Genomic DNA, 15,302 nt, shown 5'->3' with positions numbered 1-15,302 from the left:
TCGGGGGGTCCGGGTGGCGGAGCCCCCGGCCCGAGGCGGAGCCTCGGTCGAGCACTGTGAGGCGTTAACGGTAGTCAGACGCGTGGCCCCTAGACTGGCCCGGGCGGGAATCCGTCCGCAGCCACCAGAGGGAGAACGCGGGAGCCATGGCGAACGGGACAACTCGGAAAAAGGGGTCGGCGGTGAAGGCGGCCCGCGGTTCCGTGGTGAGCAAGAAGGGCACTCCGTGGGGCACGATCATCGCCGTGGTCGCCATCGTGGCGCTGGCCGCCTCGGTGATCATCTACTACATGGTGCAGTCCGCCCCGAAGCGTGAGCAGGCCGACCGCGAGGCCGCCGCCGCGTCGTTCGCGCCGACCGCGGCGGAGCCGGACCCCTCGAAGCGCATCCCCGGCGTGGTGACCGCGACCTACACGGGCAGTGTCCACGTGCTCCCGACCGAGCGCGTCGCCTACGACAAGACCCCGCCGTTCGGCGGCCCGCACGACCAGACGTGGGCCACCTGCACCGGCACCGTGTACCCGACCGCCGTCCGCACCGAGAACATGGTGCACGCGCTCGAACACGGCGCCGTCTGGATCGCCTACAACCCGCAGCAGATCACGGGTGACGCGCTCACCAAGCTGAGCGTCCGCGCCAAGGGCAAGCCGTACACGATGATGTCGCCCTACCCGGGCCTGGACAAGCCGATCTCGCTGCAGTCGTGGGGCCACCAGCTCAAGCTGGACGACGCCAACGACCTGCGGATCGACGAGTTCATCACGGCGCTGCGGAGCAACCCGAACGGCGTCTACCCCGAGGTCGGCGCGTCCTGCGACGCGGTCCCGGGCCAGTTCGACCCGGACAACCCGCCGCCGTTCAACCCGTCGAAGCCGGGCCCGGACGCGAAGCCGATGGACTACAAGGGCAGCACCGCCGCGCAGGGTGAGCAGGGCATGCCGTCGTCCGCGCCGGTGCCCTCCGCCCCCGCTTCCGCCCCGCCGACGAAGTGACCACCGAAGCCGGCCTCGACACCGAAGAGGTCACCGAGCAGCCGACCTGGTCGCGCTGGGTGATCATCGGCGGGACGCTCCTCGCGGTCCTGCTGATCGGCGCGACGGCGGGGATGTTCCTCACCCGCGCCGTCGACGACCCGGCCGCGGCCACCCCGGCCGCGGGCTCGGTCGAGGTCGGCTTCGCCCAGGACATGTCGACGCACCACCTCCAGGCGGTGACGATGGCGGGCATCGCCCGCGACCGCACGACCGACCCGGAGATCAAGCAGCTGTCGTTCGACATCGAGCGGACGCAGCTCGAGCAGGTCGGCCGCATGAAGGGCTGGCTCATGCTGTGGGACCGGCCCGAGCAGCCGATCGGCGCCCCGATGCAGTGGATGACGGAACCGATGGCGGGCCACGGTGACATGCCGGGGATGTCGATGGCCCCGTCCTCGCTCGACCCGGCGGCCGGCCCGCTGATGCCGGGCATGGCGACGGACGCGGACCTGAAGAAGCTGCGCTCCCTGTCGGGCCGCGAATTCGACGTGTATTTCCTGCAGCTGATGTTGCGCCACCACCAGGGCGGCACATCGATGGCCCAGTACGCGGCGGCCCATTCGACGCTGCCGGCGTTGAAGGCGCTGGTGAACAGCATTCTGACGTCGCAGGGCGCGGAGATGGACCAGATCAAGCTGATGCTTTCCGGCCGGGGAGCTCAGCCGCTGCCGGCTTAGCCGGTTTGGGCGGGGCGCCGTTACCGCCTCACCAAGACAGCTCCTGGCAGCGGCGCGCGCACTGCGGCGCTTCCACCTGCAGCGTCGCGTGCTCGATCGCGTACCGCGAAGACAGCAGGTTCTGCGCGTCGGTCAGCACGTCCGACTGCTTCGCCGGCGGCGCCAGCGTCAGGTGCGCCGAAGCCACCTCCATGCCCGACGTCAGCGTCCAGACGTGCAGGTCGTGCACGTCCGCCACGCCCGGGAGGGCCGCCAGCTCCGCGTTGATCGCTCCGACGTCGACGCCCTGGGGCGCGTGCTGGAACAGGATGCGCAGCGCCCGGCGGGCCAGCGTCCACGTGCGGGGCAGCACGAACAGCCCGATGGCGACACCGATGATCGGGTCGGCGTAGCGCCAGCCCGTCAGCAACGTCACCGCGCCGCTGATCAGGACCCCGACCGAGCCGATCAGGTCGGCCAGCACCTCGAGGTACGCGCCGCGGACGTTGAGGCTTTCCTTCGCCCCCGACCGCAGCACGGCGAACGACACCAGGTTGGCCACCAGGCCGGCCGCCGCGACCAGCAGCACCGGGAGACCCGGGACCGCCGGTGGGTCGCCGATGCGGCCGATCGCCTCGATCAGGACGTACCCCGCGACGCCGAACAGCAGCAGCGCGTTGGCCAGCGCGGCCAGCACCTCCGCGCGGTAGAGCCCGAAGGTGCGGCTGACCGTGGGCCCGCTGCGCCGCGCCAGGATGATCGCGGCCAGCGCCATGCCGACCCCGAGGACGTCGGTGAACATGTGCGCCGCGTCCGAGATCAGGGCCAGCGAGCCGGTCGTCACGCTGACGACGAACTCGAGCACCATGAACCCGGCGCCGATGCCCAGGGCGATGGCCAGCCGTCGCACGTGGCGCCCCGACGCGCTCGCCGGCGCGATCGCGTGCCCGTGGCCGTGTCCCTGACCCATTCCGCCTCCGTTCCCGGTTCACCGTCGGGTCAAACATATAGTCGGATGCGCATATGTGCAACAGAGGGCAGGCTAAGATCACTCACCGGCAAGCTACCGCGCGCGGCCGGGCCACCCAATCCACCAGGCGGGGTTTCCCGCCAGGCGGACTCGTCACCCTTCGGCGTCGACGATGCACCCGAGCAGGTGCCACCGCCGCGGACTCGGACGGCTCGGCGAACCGATACCGTGACCACCATTTCCGCCATTCCGCTGAACAGATCGAGGTCGCCCGATGAGCAACGACCGCGTCGCCCTGATCACCGGCACGTCCTCCGGCATCGGCCTGGCCACGGCGGTACTGGCGGCCCGGCGAGGCTTTCGCACGGTCGCGACGCTGCGCGACACCGGTCGCGCCGGCCGCCTGCACGAGGCCGCCGCCGAGGCCGGCGTCGAACTGGACGTCCGCCCGCTCGACGTGACCGACGCCGGCTCCGTCGGCGCGGCGTTCGAAGGCGTCCTCGCCGACTACGGCCGGCTCGACGTCCTGGTCAACAACGCCGGCGCGGGTCACATCGGCACGATCGAGCAGGAACCCGTCTCAGCGGTTCGCGAGACGATGGAGGTCAACTTCTTCGGCGTCGCCGAGACGACCAAGGCCGCGATGCCGGCCCTGCGCGCCAGTGGCGGCCGCCTGATCACGGTGACCAGTGTCGGCGGCGTGATCGGCCAGCCGTTCAACGAGGCCTACTGCGCGGCGAAGTTCGCCGTCGAAGGCATGATGGAAGCGCTGGCGCCGGTCGCCGCGGCGCAGGGTGTCACGGTGTGCGTCGTCGAGCCGGGCGCGGTCGCGACGGAGTTCGTCAACAACGTCGGCGTCGGCGAGCGGCTCTTCGCCGAAGCCGGGCCGTACGCCGATTCCCTGCGGAAGTACATCGCCAACGTCACGAAGTCGTTCCAGGGCGCGCAGACGGCCGACAAGGTCGCCGAAGTGATCCTGGGCGCGATGACGGCGGAGACACCCGCCTTCCGCATCCAGACGTCGAAGTGGGCCGAGGAGTTCGCGGCACTCAAGTTCGCCGACCGCGACGGCTCAGCCGTGCAGCGGTTGACGAGTGGCTGGCTCGCCTAGCGCACCAGCCGGAAGAACCCGCGCACCTGCTCGACGAACAACCCGGGCTGCTCCAGCGCGGCGAAGTGCCCGCCGACGGGCAGTTCCTCGAACCAGCGCAGGTCGGTGTAGCGCTGCTCGGCTTGCCGCCGCGACGGCCGCACGATCTCCTTCGGGAACACCGAAACCCCGGCCGGAACATCCACAGTGGACAGATCGCGGTCGTTGTTCGCCCAGTACATCCGCGCGGACGACGCCGCCGTCGCGGTGAACCAGTAGACGGAAATCGCGTCCAGGATGCGCCGCCGGTCGACGGCGTCCTCCGGGCGGCCCTTGTGGTCGGTCCAGGCCCAGAACTTCTCGGCGATCCAGGCGGCCTGGCCGGCGGGCGAGTCGGTGAGGCCGTAGCCGAGCGTCTGCGGGCGGGTGCCCTGCTGGGCGGAGTAGCCGCTGCCGCTCCGCCGGAACTCCTCGAGATCGGCGAGGGCCTGGCGCTCCCCGGGTGTCGGGTCGGCGGTGTCCATCCGCACGGGCGCGAAGTTGACGTGCACGCCGGCGACGTGGCCGGACCGCGCCACGGCGTTCGTGACGGCGGCACCCCAGTCGCCACCCTGGGCGCCGTAGCGGTCGTAGCCGAGCGACGTCATGAGCCCGTCCCACAGTTCGGCCACCCGCGCGATCTTCAGCGCGGGCTTGTCACTCCACCCGAACCCGGGCAGCGACGGCGCGACGACGTGGAAGGCATCGGCGGGATCACCCCCGTACGCGGCGGGATCGGTCAGCGGCCCGAGGACGTCGAGGAACTCCAGCACGGACCCGGGCCAGCCATGGGTCAGCACGAGCGGCAGCGCATCGGCCACCGGCGACCGGACGTGCAGGAAGTGCAGGCCGACCCCGTCGACGGTGGCCCGGAACTGCGGAAAGGCGTTGAGCCGCCGCGCGAACCCGAAGTCGTACTCCTCGCCCCAGTCACGACAGAGCTCACGCACGTAGGCGAGCGGAACCCCCTGCGACCAGTCATCGACGGTCTCGGCCTCGGGCCACCGCGTCCGCCGCAGCCGCTCTCGCAGATCGGCGACATCGCCCTCATCGAGAACTACCTGGAACGGCTCGGCCATCTCGGCTCCTTCAGGTGGGCCTACCACGCTATCGACGACCGGCCGAATCGATCAACTTCATCGCCCTGACCAGCACGGTTGCCAGTCGGACCACCTGCGGGAGGGGGCTCGCGGGGCATGCGCTAAGCTTTCGGAGTCGCCCAGCGATGGGCCCTCGTAGCTCAGGGGATAGAGCACTGCCCTCCGGAGGCAGGTGTCGCAGGTTCGAATCCTGCCGAGGGCACCCTGTTTGATCACGCAAAACCGGCCCCTACCAGCGCGAACGCGGTAGGGGCCGATTCGCGTCTCACCCGACGGACTACGGCCGGATCCGGGCGTCTGTGTGCGATGCGTGTGCGCGCTCACCGCGGCGGAGTGCCGAGCGCGCGCTCGATTTGCCGCTTGGCAACCTCCTCGCCGCCGTCGAGGAAACTTGCGTAGACCTCCAGCAGGACAGCGACGGACGGGCCGGCCCACTCCGCGACCGTCACGGCCGGCACCCAGCCAGGTGCTCACCGCGGCGTGGCCGGAGGTCGTAGGGCCGCCCCACCCTGCACTCATGACCAGAGCCGGAAACACCGTTCCTGCACCAGGCCCCCGGAGTTCGGTCGGGACTAGATTGGACTGCCATGAGCTACCAATACTTCGCGATCGTCACGACCGAGCACCCGGTGGAGAACCCGTTCTTCGTGGTGCGCACGGGTGGCGTGCACGAGGAGTTCTTCTCCACCAAACTCCGGTGGGAGCGGTCGGATGCGCTGTACCGCATCCAGTCTGGCCGTGAGTACTGGACTGCCGTGCCGATCAGCGAGGAGCAGGGCAAGGGCTTCGAGAAGGTCCAGGCCCAGCGGGTAGCGGCGGCGCGGAAGTCCGGGGGGAACTGATCAGGTCCGTGAAGCGCGGCCAGCCAAGGCCGGCCCTCGGCGAGCATGACGAGGCCCCTGCCAGCGAGAACACGGTAGGGGCCGATTCGTGTCTCAGGGCCGGGAGCCGATGCACGGCCACCCTCACCGGCGCATGCCGAGCGCACTCTCGACCTGTCGCCGGGCTGCCGGATCCCCCTCCGAGCTGAACCGGCCGACTCGTAGCCGCCTCGCCGGCGGCGAGGCGGCTGCTCCCGGATGCAGGCCACACCGTCGACAAGCGCCGTCCGCAAGTCCACAAAGGACCCGCCCAGCTCAGTGCAGGCGGGCGGTCTCCGAAGGAACCAGCACGGTCGAGGGCGCGAGCTCGCGGTCGGCCAACGCGCGGGCGACGTCGCTGAGCCGTAGGTTGTTCCGCCGGGCGTAACCGCGCAATGCCTGGAAAGCCGCGTCCATGCTCAGCTGCCCGGTTACGGCGAGCACGCCCTTGGCCTGCTCGATGATCACCCGGCTGTTCAACGCCGTCTGCAGCTGCTCCGACAGGATCTCCCCCTGCCGGAAAGCCCGCTCGTGGAGGATGCCGATCGTCGCGGTGTCGGCCAGCCCTTGCGCCAGCGCCACGTCGTCCGCCGACAGCTCACCCGAGTTCAGCCCGAACAGGTTCAACGCCCCGATCGTCTGCTTGCGCAGGCGCAACGGCAGCGCGTGCACCGACGCGAACCCGTCCTTGGCCGCTTCCGCCGCGAACCGCGGCCAGCGGGTCGCCGCCGCCGCGATGTCGGCCACCAGCACCGGCGAGCTGGTCGTGAAACACTCGATGCACGGACCTTCGTCGATGTTGAGCTGGAACAGCTCCAGCAGCCGCGCCTGCTCGGTCGAGGACGCCAGCACCTGCAGGCCGCCCCGCTCGTCGGCCAGCGTCAACCCCGCCGCTGCCACATCCAGCAGCTGCACGCACTGCTGCACCAGCGTGTGCAGCAGGTCGGCGACGTCGTAGTCGTCGACCAGCGTGTCCGCCAGCGCGACGAACGCCCGGGTCACCTGTCGTTCACGGTCGGCCATGCCCACCATCTCCTGGTTCGTCGACTGCTTTCATGGTGAATCCCCGCCGAATGCCTCGTCCAACCGCAACCGCCCGGCCACGATGTCGGCCGCGACCTCGAGCAGGGGACGGCCGTGCCCGAACGCGTACGCCCGCAACCGGGCCAAGGCGGCCGACGCGGACAGGTCCAGGTGCGCGATCAGCATCCCGGTGGCCTGGTGCACCTCCCGGTACCGCATCCCCGCGCTTTCCATCCACCGCCCGTCCCCGTCCAGCCAGCGACCGCCTCCGTCCCGCAGCCCCGACAACGCGAGCGCCGCGATGTCGGCCACCTGCAAGGCCATCGACAGCTCGCCGGGGCTCAGCGAGCTCGGCGTAGACCGATAGGTGTCGAGGGTCGCCACCCGGACCGCCCCGATCTGCACCGGGAACGTGAACAACGCCGCCACCGGGTGCGCCGCGGCCTCGGCCGCGAACACCGGCCACAGCGGCGGCGGCCCGGCGGCCAGATCCGGCACCAGCACCGGCCCACCGAGCGTGTACGCCTCGAAACACGGCCCTTCACCGAGGGAAAACTGCAGCTCCGCCAGCGCCAAGCTCACCGCGTCGCTGGCGTAGACGATTTCGCGGTGCCCGGCGTCGACCATCACCGACACCGCAGCACCGTCCACCGGCAGCAGGCGCACGCACGACCGGCACACCCGCCCGACGACGTCGACCCCGCTGCCGGTACCGACCTCGGCCAGGGCGGCCAGCACGCTCGCCCGCAGGACCTCGACCTCAGCCACCGCGTATCCACCACCGGCACGCTTCGCGTTCCCACATTCGGTTCCTTCCGGGTCGGTGCTCGTGATCGCCACACCAACTCGGACGGGGCCGGGTCCGGATCAGCTCCGCTACCGCGGCTGCGTTCGCCGATCATACCCACCACCGAGCTGGGCCACGCCGTCACGGAACCGGCGAAGCGGCGATGTGGCGGCGCAGCGCGGCCAGCCCCCGGTGCTGGCTCACCCGCACCGAGCCCGCGCCCGCGACCCCGAGCACGTCGGCCGTGTCGCGGGCGGAGAGGCCGAACATGACCCGCAGGATCACGACGTCCCGCTGCTGCGGCGCCAGCAGGCCGAGCAGGTGGTGCAGCCGGAGCCGCCGCTCGAGGTCCTCGACCTGGTGTGCCGGATCCCGCAGCCCGCAAGGCACGCGCGCGAACTCCGCGACCGGGACGCTGCGGTCGTCGTCCCGGCGCCGGTGCGCGTCGACGACCTTGTGCGCGGCGATCCCGTAGACGAAGCTCCAGAACTTCCCGGCGCCGTACCGGTAGCCCGGCAGCGCCCTGAGCACGCCGAGCAGGACCTCCTGCGCGCAGTCCTCCGCGTCGCTGTCGCGGTGCGGCCGATCACCCACGCGTGCGCGGCAGTACCGCAGCACGCCCGGGCGCAGCACGCACAGCAATTCCTCCGTGGCGGCGCGATCACCCGCCACCGCCGAAGCCAGGAGCCCGCCGTCGACCGTCGTCATGAATGCCTCCCGCCCGGGTGGTCAGAAACGGACGGGAAATACTGCCGGTCTTGGCGCCGTTGTCCAGCCGGTGGAGGAGCTCACCGCAGTGGTCATGGACGGCAGACAGCCGGGGAATGTCGGGAAAGTTCTCGCCACGCGTGCGAACATCGTGCGCCTCGCCGTCCGGTCGGGCTCGAACCGGACGGCCCGAGCCGGGGAAACCACGGCCGCCGAGGTCTGGGGCGTCGTCTCACTATATACGTGCCGGAGCCTCACGGCTGTGTGAGCCGAGCGTCCGGTCCGGTTTTCTCGACAACCGGCAATGCAGCCGGATCCGGCCATCAATCGCCGGGATCTCGTTCTTGATCGGCGGCCGGGATCAGCCGGCCGCAGCCCGGAACTCGGCGATGCGAACCAGCAGCTGCCGGCCTTCCCGGGTGGGTGTGCCGCTGCGGACCACGGCCTCCAGCGGCCGAAGGCGCCCTTTGGCGCGCACCGACCCGATTTCCCGCGCCGCGGCGATGGCCCCGGCACCCACCCGCGCGGCTTCCCCCGTGTCACGCCGGACAGCGTGCGCGAGGGCGAGCATGATCTGGGTCAGCGAAAGACTTCTGCCCATTTCGGGGCCGTAGCCGGCCACGGCGGTGTCGAGGAACGGGAGTGCCCGGACCGCGTGCCGGGGGTTCACCGTGCACGCCAGCTCGGCCCACACCGTTCCGGTCATCGCGGAGAGGTCGTTCGCGTCGAAGAACTGCGCCCACGGAGCCGCTGCCGAGCCGGCCGCGAACGCGTCGGTCGCCCGGCCCAGGTGCCGCAACGCGGCGGACTCGTCCGCCCGCATGGCCCAGGCCCACGCCTGGTTGGCCGAGAGGATCGCCTGCGCCAGGGCGGACCGCCCCCGCCGCGCCGCCACCTGCCCCTGTTCGAACTCCGCCAGCGCCTCGTCGACCGCGCCGTTCTGCAGGCGCAGGCGACCCCGCCGGTAGCGGATGTTGGCGAGCAGATCGTGCTCCCCGGCTTCCGTCGCCAGTTCCGCCGCGACGTCGAACGACCGGAGCGCGGACTCGTCGTGGCCGGAGTCGAACTCCGTCCAGGCCCGCAGGTTGTGCAGGTCGGCGAGGTCGCGGCAAAGCCGGCGCCGCAGTCGCGGCGGAACGCTTCCCTTGCGCAGCAGCATCGTCCACGAGCCGAGTGCGGCGAGCGGAGCGCGGCAGACTCCGCCGCCGCAGCGGTAGTCGAGAGCGCGGAACGCACGGGTCGTCGTTTCGAGCATCCGCAGGTCGCCCACCTCGACCCGGAGCGGCAGCTCTCCGCCGCGCGCGGTGATGATCATCGGGAATCCGTGGTCACGAGCCGGACGTGCGGAACTCGGGGTAGGGGACCCATCGGAACGCCTCCGTGTCCTAGGGGCGGAATTCACCGACCAGGGTCCGGGGCGGTGCGGCCGCGGTGGTCTCGTTGCGGCGCCGGAAATCCCGATACTAGGCGATCCGGGACACCGGAAAACCGCCGGACGGGTACCGCGCCGAGTTCCCTGCGCCAGGCCGGGAATCTTCGCGTGCATTTGCGAGAACGGTCCGGGAATGCCGGGATTCGCCACGCCGAAAACGCGGCCGCACTTCCCGCTCGCGCAACGGGCGGCGGCCGGCTTCAGGTCATTCGGTGCCCGGATCGGGGGCGAACCGCGTCCGGCGGCCGACGACGTCGGCCGCGAGGTCGGACAAGCGCCGTCCCTCGGCGAAAGCTCGCGCTCGGAGCCGGGCGAACGCGATGTCCGGATGCGTGTTCAGCTGCACGGCCACCATCCCGGTCGCCTGGTGCACTTCGCGGCCGACGAGGGGGAACTCGTCCTCCGCCGGTCCGGGGGCCGGTCCGCCTCCCGCGACCTGCTCCCCCAGCATCATCGCCAGCAGCAGGTCGGCGAAGAGCAGCGTTTCCCGGAGGATCGCCGGTTCGGGCTCGATCGGCGAGCCGTTCAGCAGGAGGAGGACGCCGGACCGGACGACGCCGACCGCCAGCGGGAACGTGAAACACGCCCGCGCTCCCTGCTCGACCGCCAGCGGGGCGAACAGCGGCCACCTGCGCAGCACCCGCACCGCGTCGAGGTCGCCGATCACCACCGGGGACGCCAGCTCCAGCGCATCCCGGATCGGTCCTTCCCCCACGGTCACCTCGATCTCGGGGATCCGGCTCCCGAGCTCACCGCTCGCGCTGCGCACCTTCGCCACCCCGGTCGCCCCGGTCACGACCAGGCAGGACCCCGCGGTCCCGAACCGTTCCGCGGCGACCTCGCACACGAATTCGACGGACGGCACCCGGCCGTGTTCCCCGGCCAAGGCGGTCACCTCCGCCCACAGCTGTCCCAGCGGTGAGTGCTCCCCCCACACGTCACGGATGGCGAACCCCCTGCTCAGCGCGTCCCGGCTCGACGACCCGGGGATGCGCGCGGCCGCGTCCGAGCACGCCGGCATCACCTCTCCGGGGCTTCCGACCGTAGCGGAATCTTTCCCCGGGCTCACGACCACGAACCTAGTGGCCGCCGGGTCCGCGGCCGGGCAGCTCGACGACCACCGCGTCGTCCCGGGCTTCGTCGTCCGCGGCTTCCTCGGGATCGGGTTCGCCGGGTGGGTAGGCGTCGAGGATGTCGGTGGCCCGGACCGGTTTCAACGGCGTGCCCGGAGCCCGCGCAGAAGGGCCGGACCGGCACCCACGTGGTGCCGGTGTGCTCGTCGCGAAGAGCGGGGCCCGTGATCGTCCCGATGCGCTCCTGCCCCGCCGGCGGGCCGGCCGCGCCGGAAGCGGTCCGGTCCCGGCGAGCCCGGTACCGGACCTGCCAGCCCGGCGGGTAGCCGCCGCCGTGCCTGGCCGGCCAGGCACGGTCCGCGCCGGATCCGGGGCCCTCTGCCGTGCCCATGTCACCACCCCGTTCACTCGAACGCCGGGCGCCGGGGTCCGGGACGCGCCATCCACGGTAAACCCGGCCGGGATGCGACGTCGTCAGCCAGGCGGGTGGTCTCCGTTCAGCTGTCCTTTGTGGATGGTGATCCGCCGGCTGCCACCCCACCGGCCGGTGCCCACCGGGGCTCGATGCCCACGACGTCCCGGTCCGGGACCCAGACCGTGGGACCGTCGCCGAGTGGCGCCAGCGGGATGGATTCGAGACCGGTGCCGGCGTCCCGCACGGGCGGTCCGAGAACCACGCCGGCCGCGCAGCCGCCGAACGGCGGGCCGGGCGTCCGCCTGCACCGGTAGGTCAGCACCCAGCCCACCGGGTACTCGTCGTACAGATCGTCCAGCGCGGATTCCATGGCATTCCCCGGTTCGATCGACAGGCACTTGGCCGGGGTCCGGGGCGGTGCCCACCGTACGCGGCGATCCCGGTACGCCGACAGCGCCGCCCGGGTGGTCCGGCCGCACCATATGCCCCGGCCACCGGAACGGCTAAAGTTTCCCCAACGCCTCAGACCCCGGCGGTCACGATCACCGGAGGCGGCGCGGGCGGACAGCCCGGGCCACCGCCCCGACGCTGAGGCGAACCCATGCGCGCACGCACGGCCTGGTCCGCGGCCGCCCTCGTAGCCGGCGTCTTCGCGACGCTCGGCGTCCGGACGACACCACCCGGAGAGCTCGTCGGCCTCGCCGTACTGGGGCTGGCGGTCGGCATCCTCGTCGCCGCGCTCGCCCCGCACACCGCACGCGCGGCGCGGACGCGGATCACGGCACTGCGGGCGGGCGCGCTCGCCGCGGCGATCTTCTTCGCGTTGTGCTTCACCGTTTCCGGGATGCTGGCGGCCTTCGGTGGCTGGGTGACGGCGTCGCTGGTGGTCGTCTGCGCCGTCGCCGCGCTGGCGGCCGGCCTGCGGCGCAGAGCCCACCGCCCCGCGGCCGGTACGGCTGACGCGGTCGCCGCGGTCACCCCGCCCCCGCCGGCCCGTCCGGTCGCCGCGCTGAGCACCGACGAGCTGTGCACGGCGTGGCGGCGCAGCTATTTCCAGCTGCTCGTCAGCCGCGATGCGCAGGGCCGCCGTCGCCTGGTCCAGCGCAGGCAGGAGTACCTGGACGAAATCGAACGCCGCGACCGGAGCGGTTTCCTCCGCTGGCTCGCCGACGGCGCCCGTGCCGGCGGCGATCCGGGGCCTTACCTCACCACTCGGCGCTGACGCCGGTCAGCGCGTGTGGTCGCGCCGGGCCAGCACGAGGGCGGGGTCGAGCTCACGTTCCGCGAGCCCGCGGGCGACGTCGCGGAGCAGGAGGTTGTGGCTGCGGGCGTAGCCACGCAGCGCGGTGAAGGCATCGTCCATGGCGAGCCGGCCGGTCACGGCAAGGACACCCTTCGCCTGCTCGATGACCACCCGGCTGTTCAGGGCGGTCTGCAGCTGCTCGGACGTCGCCTTCCCGTGCCGGACCGCCCGCTCGTGCAGCACGCCGATCGTCGCCGCGTCCGCCAGCCCCTGCGCCAGCTCGGCGTCGTCGGTGCCCAGCGCACCGGGCCGGGCACCGAAGAGGTCCAGCGCGCCGATGATCCGGGTGCGCAGCCGCAGCGGCACCGTGTGCGCCGAGGCGAACCCCTGCCGGGCGGCCTCCGCCGCGAACCGCGGCCACCGCGCGGACTCCGCGGCGATGTCGGCGACCGGGACCGGAGCCCGGCCGGCGAGACACTCCACCCACGGGCCCTCGCCGGCGCCGAGCTGGAAGAGTTCGAGAACACCGGCCCGCTCCGTGGAGAACGCCGGCACCTGCGCGCTCCCCCTCTCGCCGACGAACAGCAACCCGGCCGCATCGACGTCGAGCAGCTCCACACAGTTCAGCACCAGCACGCGCAGGAAGCCCGCGACGTCGAAACCCTCGGCGAGGGTGTCGGCCAGCGCGACGAACGTCCGGGTCAGCTGTCGTTCACGGCCGGCCATGCCCACCATCTCCAGGGTGCTCGTCGAAGGTCTTCACGACGGCGCGAAGACGTCCCTTCCGGGCCGGCGGCACTGCCGGATCACCCGGAACCCACCGTCGGCGGTGGCCGGCTCCGGGCACAGGCATCCAGCCTATGGATGCCGGTTCGCGCGGGGGTCAGCCAAGCGGGTGGTCCTGGGGAATTTCCCCCGCTTCACCCCAACGCCGCCCGCCGCCGGGGCTACGCTGAACGTTCGGCGGCTGACGCCGCGTCGGTCGCCGGCGCGCGCCCCGACCTGGCCCCGGCCGGTGCCTCCGGAAGCGCCGAGACCGGCGGAGGACCGATGACCACTGCGAAATCCCGGAAATCCGGCTGCCCTCGACACTTCTCGTTCACGTGAGGCGCACCGCGGGACCACCACCGCTCAAGGAAACGACGTTCGACCTCACCCCCGAACAGCGCTACCACGGCGCCCGGGCGGTGGCATCGGCGGCGAACGACGCCGACGACTGCGCGTTGCTGCTCGCCGTCCTCGGGCTCGAACCCGCCGACGGCATCGCGGATCCGCCACCACTGCCCCCGCTTCCAGGCGGATAGGCGCCGCTCACCCGGCGCGGCCGGGCACTCGGTGTCCGATGTGGACGGTGCGTGCCGTCGGCCGGGCCGAGGGCGGTGGTGATCGGCCGGTGACGACCCGGACCCGGCCGAGCACCCCGGGGCCGGGGGCGGCCGACCTCTGAAAGCGTTTTCAGTACGAACGACCCGCTTGGCCCAATCGCGCCCGGCGCGCCCGGTGCTACCGTCGCCTCACCGAAGATCCCGTTCCCCCGGTCATTGGGAGCGCTCTCGGATTCGGTGTCGATTCTTGCCCGCAAGGAGGCGCGCATGAGTTCGTACGGAAGCATCAAGAAAGCGCTTACAGCAGCCGCCGCACTGGTCACGGTGGCCGCGCTGGCACCGCCGTCCGCCGCCGCCGCGGCCACCACGCTCTACGTGGCACCCAACGGCAAGGACTCCGCCGCCGGTACGCAGGCGGATCCGACCACCCTGCCCTCGGCGCTCACCCGGATCGGCTCGGGTGGCACCATTTCACTCCGCGGCGGCACCTACTCCTACGCCCAGACCGTCACCATCGCGCCGGGCAACAGCGGCACGTCCAGCGCACGCAAGACCCTCTCCGCGTACCCCGGCGAGACCCCCGTGCTGAACTTCTCGGCCATGAAGGAAGACCCGGCCAACCGCGGGCTCGCCGTCAACGGCTCCTACTGGCGCGTCGCCGGCATCGTCGTCGAGCGGGCCGGGGACAACGGGATCTTCGTCGGCGGGAGCAACAACGTCATCGAACGCGTCATCACCCGCTTCAACCGCGATTCCGGGCTGCAGATCTCCCGGATCGCGTCGAGCACCCCGAAGGACCAGTGGCCGGCGAACAACCTCGTCGTCAGCTCCGAATCGCACGACAACGCCGACTCCGACGGCGAGGACGCCGACGGGTTCGCCGCGAAACTCACCGCCGGCCCCGGCAACGTCTTCCGCTACGACGTCTCCCACAACAACATCGACGACGGCTGGGACCTCTACACCAAGACCGACACCGGCCCGATCGGCCCGGTGACCATCGAGGACTCGCTCGCCTACGCCAATGGCACCCTCAGCAACGGCACCGTCAACAAGAACGGCGACCGCAACGGCTACAAGCTCGGCGGCGACAAGATCGCGGTCAACCACATCGTCCGGCGCGACATCGCCTACCGCAACGGCCACCACGGGTTCACCTACAACAGCAACCCCGGCTCGATGACCGTTTCGGACAACGTCGGCATCGACAACGCCGAACGCAACTTCTCCTTCGACACCGGCACTTCGGTGTTCCGCAACGACACTTCGTGCCGCTTCGCCAGTGGCGGCTCGAACGACAAGACCGTCGGCAGCGTCGACAGTTCGGACCAGTTCTGGACCGGCAAGAACGGGTCCCGGTGCTCGTCGTACGCCGGCACGATGAAGTGGTCCTTCGCTTCCGACGGCCGCCTCGTGGTCACCTTCGGCTGACCCGGCGTCGTGGGGGGGGGGGGGGGGCGGGCCGGCGCCGGGGGTCCGGCGCGCCCCCGCGGCCGGGATCCCGCCAGCTGGTGTTCGACGCCGACGGCGAGCTGGTGGAGCTGGTC

At 71.6% G+C, this 15,302-nt stretch carries 18 protein-coding genes and 1 tRNA gene; 8 read left to right on the top strand and 11 right to left on the bottom strand.

The window, feature by feature from the left end:
* The first annotated feature begins 182 nt into the window (after positions 1-182).
* Both ACFVYA_RS16080 and ACFVYA_RS16075 read left to right on the top strand, forming a co-directional pair.
* The gene (locus ACFVYA_RS16080) at positions 183-992 is read left to right on the top strand and encodes a DUF3105 domain-containing protein (RefSeq protein ID WP_387045663.1); all 810 of its coding nucleotides are present in this window, start codon (positions 183-185) and stop codon (positions 990-992) included.
* Positions 989-1,711, top strand: a complete 723-nt coding sequence (locus ACFVYA_RS16075; RefSeq protein ID WP_387045660.1) for a DUF305 domain-containing protein — start codon at positions 989-991, stop codon at positions 1,709-1,711. Before ACFVYA_RS16080 ends, ACFVYA_RS16075 begins: the two co-directional genes overlap by 4 nt.
* 28 nt (positions 1,712-1,739) lie before the next feature.
* Here the strand turns inward: ACFVYA_RS16075 and ACFVYA_RS16070 are convergent, their stop codons facing one another.
* Positions 1,740-2,660 carry a cation diffusion facilitator family transporter gene (locus ACFVYA_RS16070; RefSeq protein WP_285985942.1) on the bottom strand — a complete coding sequence of 307 codons (921 nt, stop codon included), beginning with the start codon at positions 2,658-2,660 and terminating at the stop codon, positions 1,740-1,742.
* A gap of 274 nt (positions 2,661-2,934) precedes the next feature.
* On the opposite strand from ACFVYA_RS16070, the gene ACFVYA_RS16065 reads away from it, so the two are divergent.
* On the top strand, positions 2,935-3,771 hold the full coding sequence (locus ACFVYA_RS16065) for an SDR family oxidoreductase (RefSeq protein ID WP_387045658.1): 837 nt from the start codon (positions 2,935-2,937) through the stop codon (positions 3,769-3,771).
* Here ACFVYA_RS16065 and ACFVYA_RS16060 read toward each other — a convergent pair.
* A complete protein-coding gene (locus tag ACFVYA_RS16060) occupies positions 3,768-4,868 on the bottom strand; it encodes an epoxide hydrolase family protein (RefSeq protein WP_285985944.1) in 1,101 nt (366 codons plus the stop codon). The genes ACFVYA_RS16065 and ACFVYA_RS16060 overlap by 4 nt on opposite strands.
* Before the next feature lie 150 nt (positions 4,869-5,018).
* On the opposite strand from ACFVYA_RS16060, the gene ACFVYA_RS16055 reads away from it, so the two are divergent.
* Positions 5,019-5,091, top strand: a tRNA-Arg gene (locus tag ACFVYA_RS16055).
* A 118-nt stretch (positions 5,092-5,209) separates the two neighbouring features.
* Here ACFVYA_RS16055 and ACFVYA_RS16050 read toward each other — a convergent pair.
* Positions 5,210-5,338 carry a hypothetical protein gene (locus tag ACFVYA_RS16050; RefSeq protein ID WP_387045655.1) on the bottom strand — a complete coding sequence of 43 codons (129 nt, stop codon included), beginning with the start codon at positions 5,336-5,338 and terminating at the stop codon, positions 5,210-5,212.
* A gap of 138 nt (positions 5,339-5,476) precedes the next feature.
* On the opposite strand from ACFVYA_RS16050, the gene ACFVYA_RS16045 reads away from it, so the two are divergent.
* A complete protein-coding gene (locus ACFVYA_RS16045; protein WP_387045653.1) occupies positions 5,477-5,731 on the top strand; it encodes a hypothetical protein in 255 nt (84 codons plus the stop codon).
* A 294-nt stretch (positions 5,732-6,025) separates the two neighbouring features.
* Here the strand turns inward: ACFVYA_RS16045 and ACFVYA_RS16040 are convergent, their stop codons facing one another.
* The 7 genes from ACFVYA_RS16040 to ACFVYA_RS16010 all read right to left on the bottom strand — a co-directional run bounded on the left by ACFVYA_RS16040 (position 6,026) and on the right by ACFVYA_RS16010 (position 11,557).
* Positions 6,026-6,772, bottom strand: a complete 747-nt coding sequence (locus ACFVYA_RS16040) for a GAF domain-containing protein (protein ID WP_387045651.1) — start codon at positions 6,770-6,772, stop codon at positions 6,026-6,028.
* 30 nt (positions 6,773-6,802) lie between these two features.
* Positions 6,803-7,540, bottom strand: coding sequence for a GAF domain-containing protein (locus ACFVYA_RS16035; protein WP_387045649.1), 738 nt, complete (start codon positions 7,538-7,540; stop codon positions 6,803-6,805).
* A gap of 160 nt (positions 7,541-7,700) precedes the next feature.
* Positions 7,701-8,267, bottom strand: a complete 567-nt coding sequence (locus tag ACFVYA_RS16030; protein WP_387045647.1) for a sigma-70 family RNA polymerase sigma factor — start codon at positions 8,265-8,267, stop codon at positions 7,701-7,703.
* 361 nt (positions 8,268-8,628) lie between these two features.
* Complete coding sequence (locus tag ACFVYA_RS16025) at positions 8,629-9,582, bottom strand: hypothetical protein (RefSeq protein ID WP_387045644.1); 954 nt, start codon at positions 9,580-9,582, stop codon at positions 8,629-8,631.
* Positions 9,583-9,904: 322 nt separating this feature from the next.
* Positions 9,905-10,720 carry an ANTAR domain-containing protein gene (locus ACFVYA_RS16020; protein WP_387045641.1) on the bottom strand — a complete coding sequence of 272 codons (816 nt, stop codon included), beginning with the start codon at positions 10,718-10,720 and terminating at the stop codon, positions 9,905-9,907.
* A 58-nt stretch (positions 10,721-10,778) separates the two neighbouring features.
* Positions 10,779-10,916 carry a hypothetical protein gene (locus tag ACFVYA_RS16015; RefSeq protein ID WP_387045638.1) on the bottom strand — a complete coding sequence of 46 codons (138 nt, stop codon included), beginning with the start codon at positions 10,914-10,916 and terminating at the stop codon, positions 10,779-10,781.
* 353 nt (positions 10,917-11,269) lie between these two features.
* Positions 11,270-11,557: a hypothetical protein gene (locus ACFVYA_RS16010; RefSeq protein ID WP_387045635.1), complete on the bottom strand. Its 288-nt coding sequence runs from the start codon at positions 11,555-11,557 to the stop codon at positions 11,270-11,272.
* A gap of 231 nt (positions 11,558-11,788) precedes the next feature.
* On the opposite strand from ACFVYA_RS16010, the gene ACFVYA_RS16005 reads away from it, so the two are divergent.
* Positions 11,789-12,409 (top strand): hypothetical protein, encoded by a 621-nt coding sequence (locus ACFVYA_RS16005; RefSeq protein ID WP_387045633.1) that lies wholly within the window; start codon positions 11,789-11,791, stop codon positions 12,407-12,409.
* Positions 12,410-12,415: 6 nt separating this feature from the next.
* Here the strand turns inward: ACFVYA_RS16005 and ACFVYA_RS16000 are convergent, their stop codons facing one another.
* Positions 12,416-13,156, bottom strand: coding sequence for an ANTAR domain-containing protein (locus ACFVYA_RS16000; protein WP_387045630.1), 741 nt, complete (start codon positions 13,154-13,156; stop codon positions 12,416-12,418).
* A 377-nt stretch (positions 13,157-13,533) separates the two neighbouring features.
* On the opposite strand from ACFVYA_RS16000, the gene ACFVYA_RS15995 reads away from it, so the two are divergent.
* Positions 13,534-13,734, top strand: coding sequence for a hypothetical protein (locus tag ACFVYA_RS15995; RefSeq protein ID WP_387045627.1), 201 nt, complete (start codon positions 13,534-13,536; stop codon positions 13,732-13,734).
* A gap of 288 nt (positions 13,735-14,022) precedes the next feature.
* Positions 14,023-15,186 carry a right-handed parallel beta-helix repeat-containing protein gene (locus tag ACFVYA_RS15990; protein ID WP_387045624.1) on the top strand — a complete coding sequence of 388 codons (1,164 nt, stop codon included), beginning with the start codon at positions 14,023-14,025 and terminating at the stop codon, positions 15,184-15,186.
* Positions 15,187-15,302: the final 116 nt, after the last annotated feature.

This window comes from Amycolatopsis sp. NPDC058278 (genome assembly GCF_042881395.1).
GTDB lineage: Bacteria > Actinomycetota > Actinomycetes > Mycobacteriales > Pseudonocardiaceae > Amycolatopsis.
This window is presented reverse-complemented; position numbering and strand designations above follow the sequence as displayed.

Excerpts from the sequence above, each read along its gene's own strand:
- ACFVYA_RS16070 (WP_285985942.1), bottom strand. The coding sequence starts at position 2,660 with ATGGGTCAGGGACACGGCCACGGGCACGCGATCGCGCCGGCGAGCGCG.
- ACFVYA_RS16065 (WP_387045658.1), top strand. The coding sequence starts at position 2,935 with ATGAGCAACGACCGCGTCGCCCTGATCACCGGCACGTCCTCCGGCATC.
- ACFVYA_RS16060 (WP_285985944.1), bottom strand. The coding sequence starts at position 4,868 with ATGGCCGAGCCGTTCCAGGTAGTTCTCGATGAGGGCGATGTCGCCGAT.
- ACFVYA_RS16045 (WP_387045653.1), top strand. The coding sequence starts at position 5,477 with ATGAGCTACCAATACTTCGCGATCGTCACGACCGAGCACCCGGTGGAG.
- ACFVYA_RS16040 (WP_387045651.1), bottom strand. The coding sequence starts at position 6,772 with ATGGCCGACCGTGAACGACAGGTGACCCGGGCGTTCGTCGCGCTGGCG.
- ACFVYA_RS16030 (WP_387045647.1), bottom strand. The coding sequence starts at position 8,267 with ATGACGACGGTCGACGGCGGGCTCCTGGCTTCGGCGGTGGCGGGTGAT.
- ACFVYA_RS16025 (WP_387045644.1), bottom strand. The coding sequence starts at position 9,582 with ATGATCATCACCGCGCGCGGCGGAGAGCTGCCGCTCCGGGTCGAGGTG.
- ACFVYA_RS16020 (WP_387045641.1), bottom strand. The coding sequence starts at position 10,720 with ATGCCGGCGTGCTCGGACGCGGCCGCGCGCATCCCCGGGTCGTCGAGC.
- ACFVYA_RS16010 (WP_387045635.1), bottom strand. The coding sequence starts at position 11,557 with ATGGAATCCGCGCTGGACGATCTGTACGACGAGTACCCGGTGGGCTGG.
- ACFVYA_RS16005 (WP_387045633.1), top strand. The coding sequence starts at position 11,789 with ATGCGCGCACGCACGGCCTGGTCCGCGGCCGCCCTCGTAGCCGGCGTC.
- ACFVYA_RS16000 (WP_387045630.1), bottom strand. The coding sequence starts at position 13,156 with ATGGCCGGCCGTGAACGACAGCTGACCCGGACGTTCGTCGCGCTGGCC.
- ACFVYA_RS15990 (WP_387045624.1), top strand. The coding sequence starts at position 14,023 with ATGAGTTCGTACGGAAGCATCAAGAAAGCGCTTACAGCAGCCGCCGCA.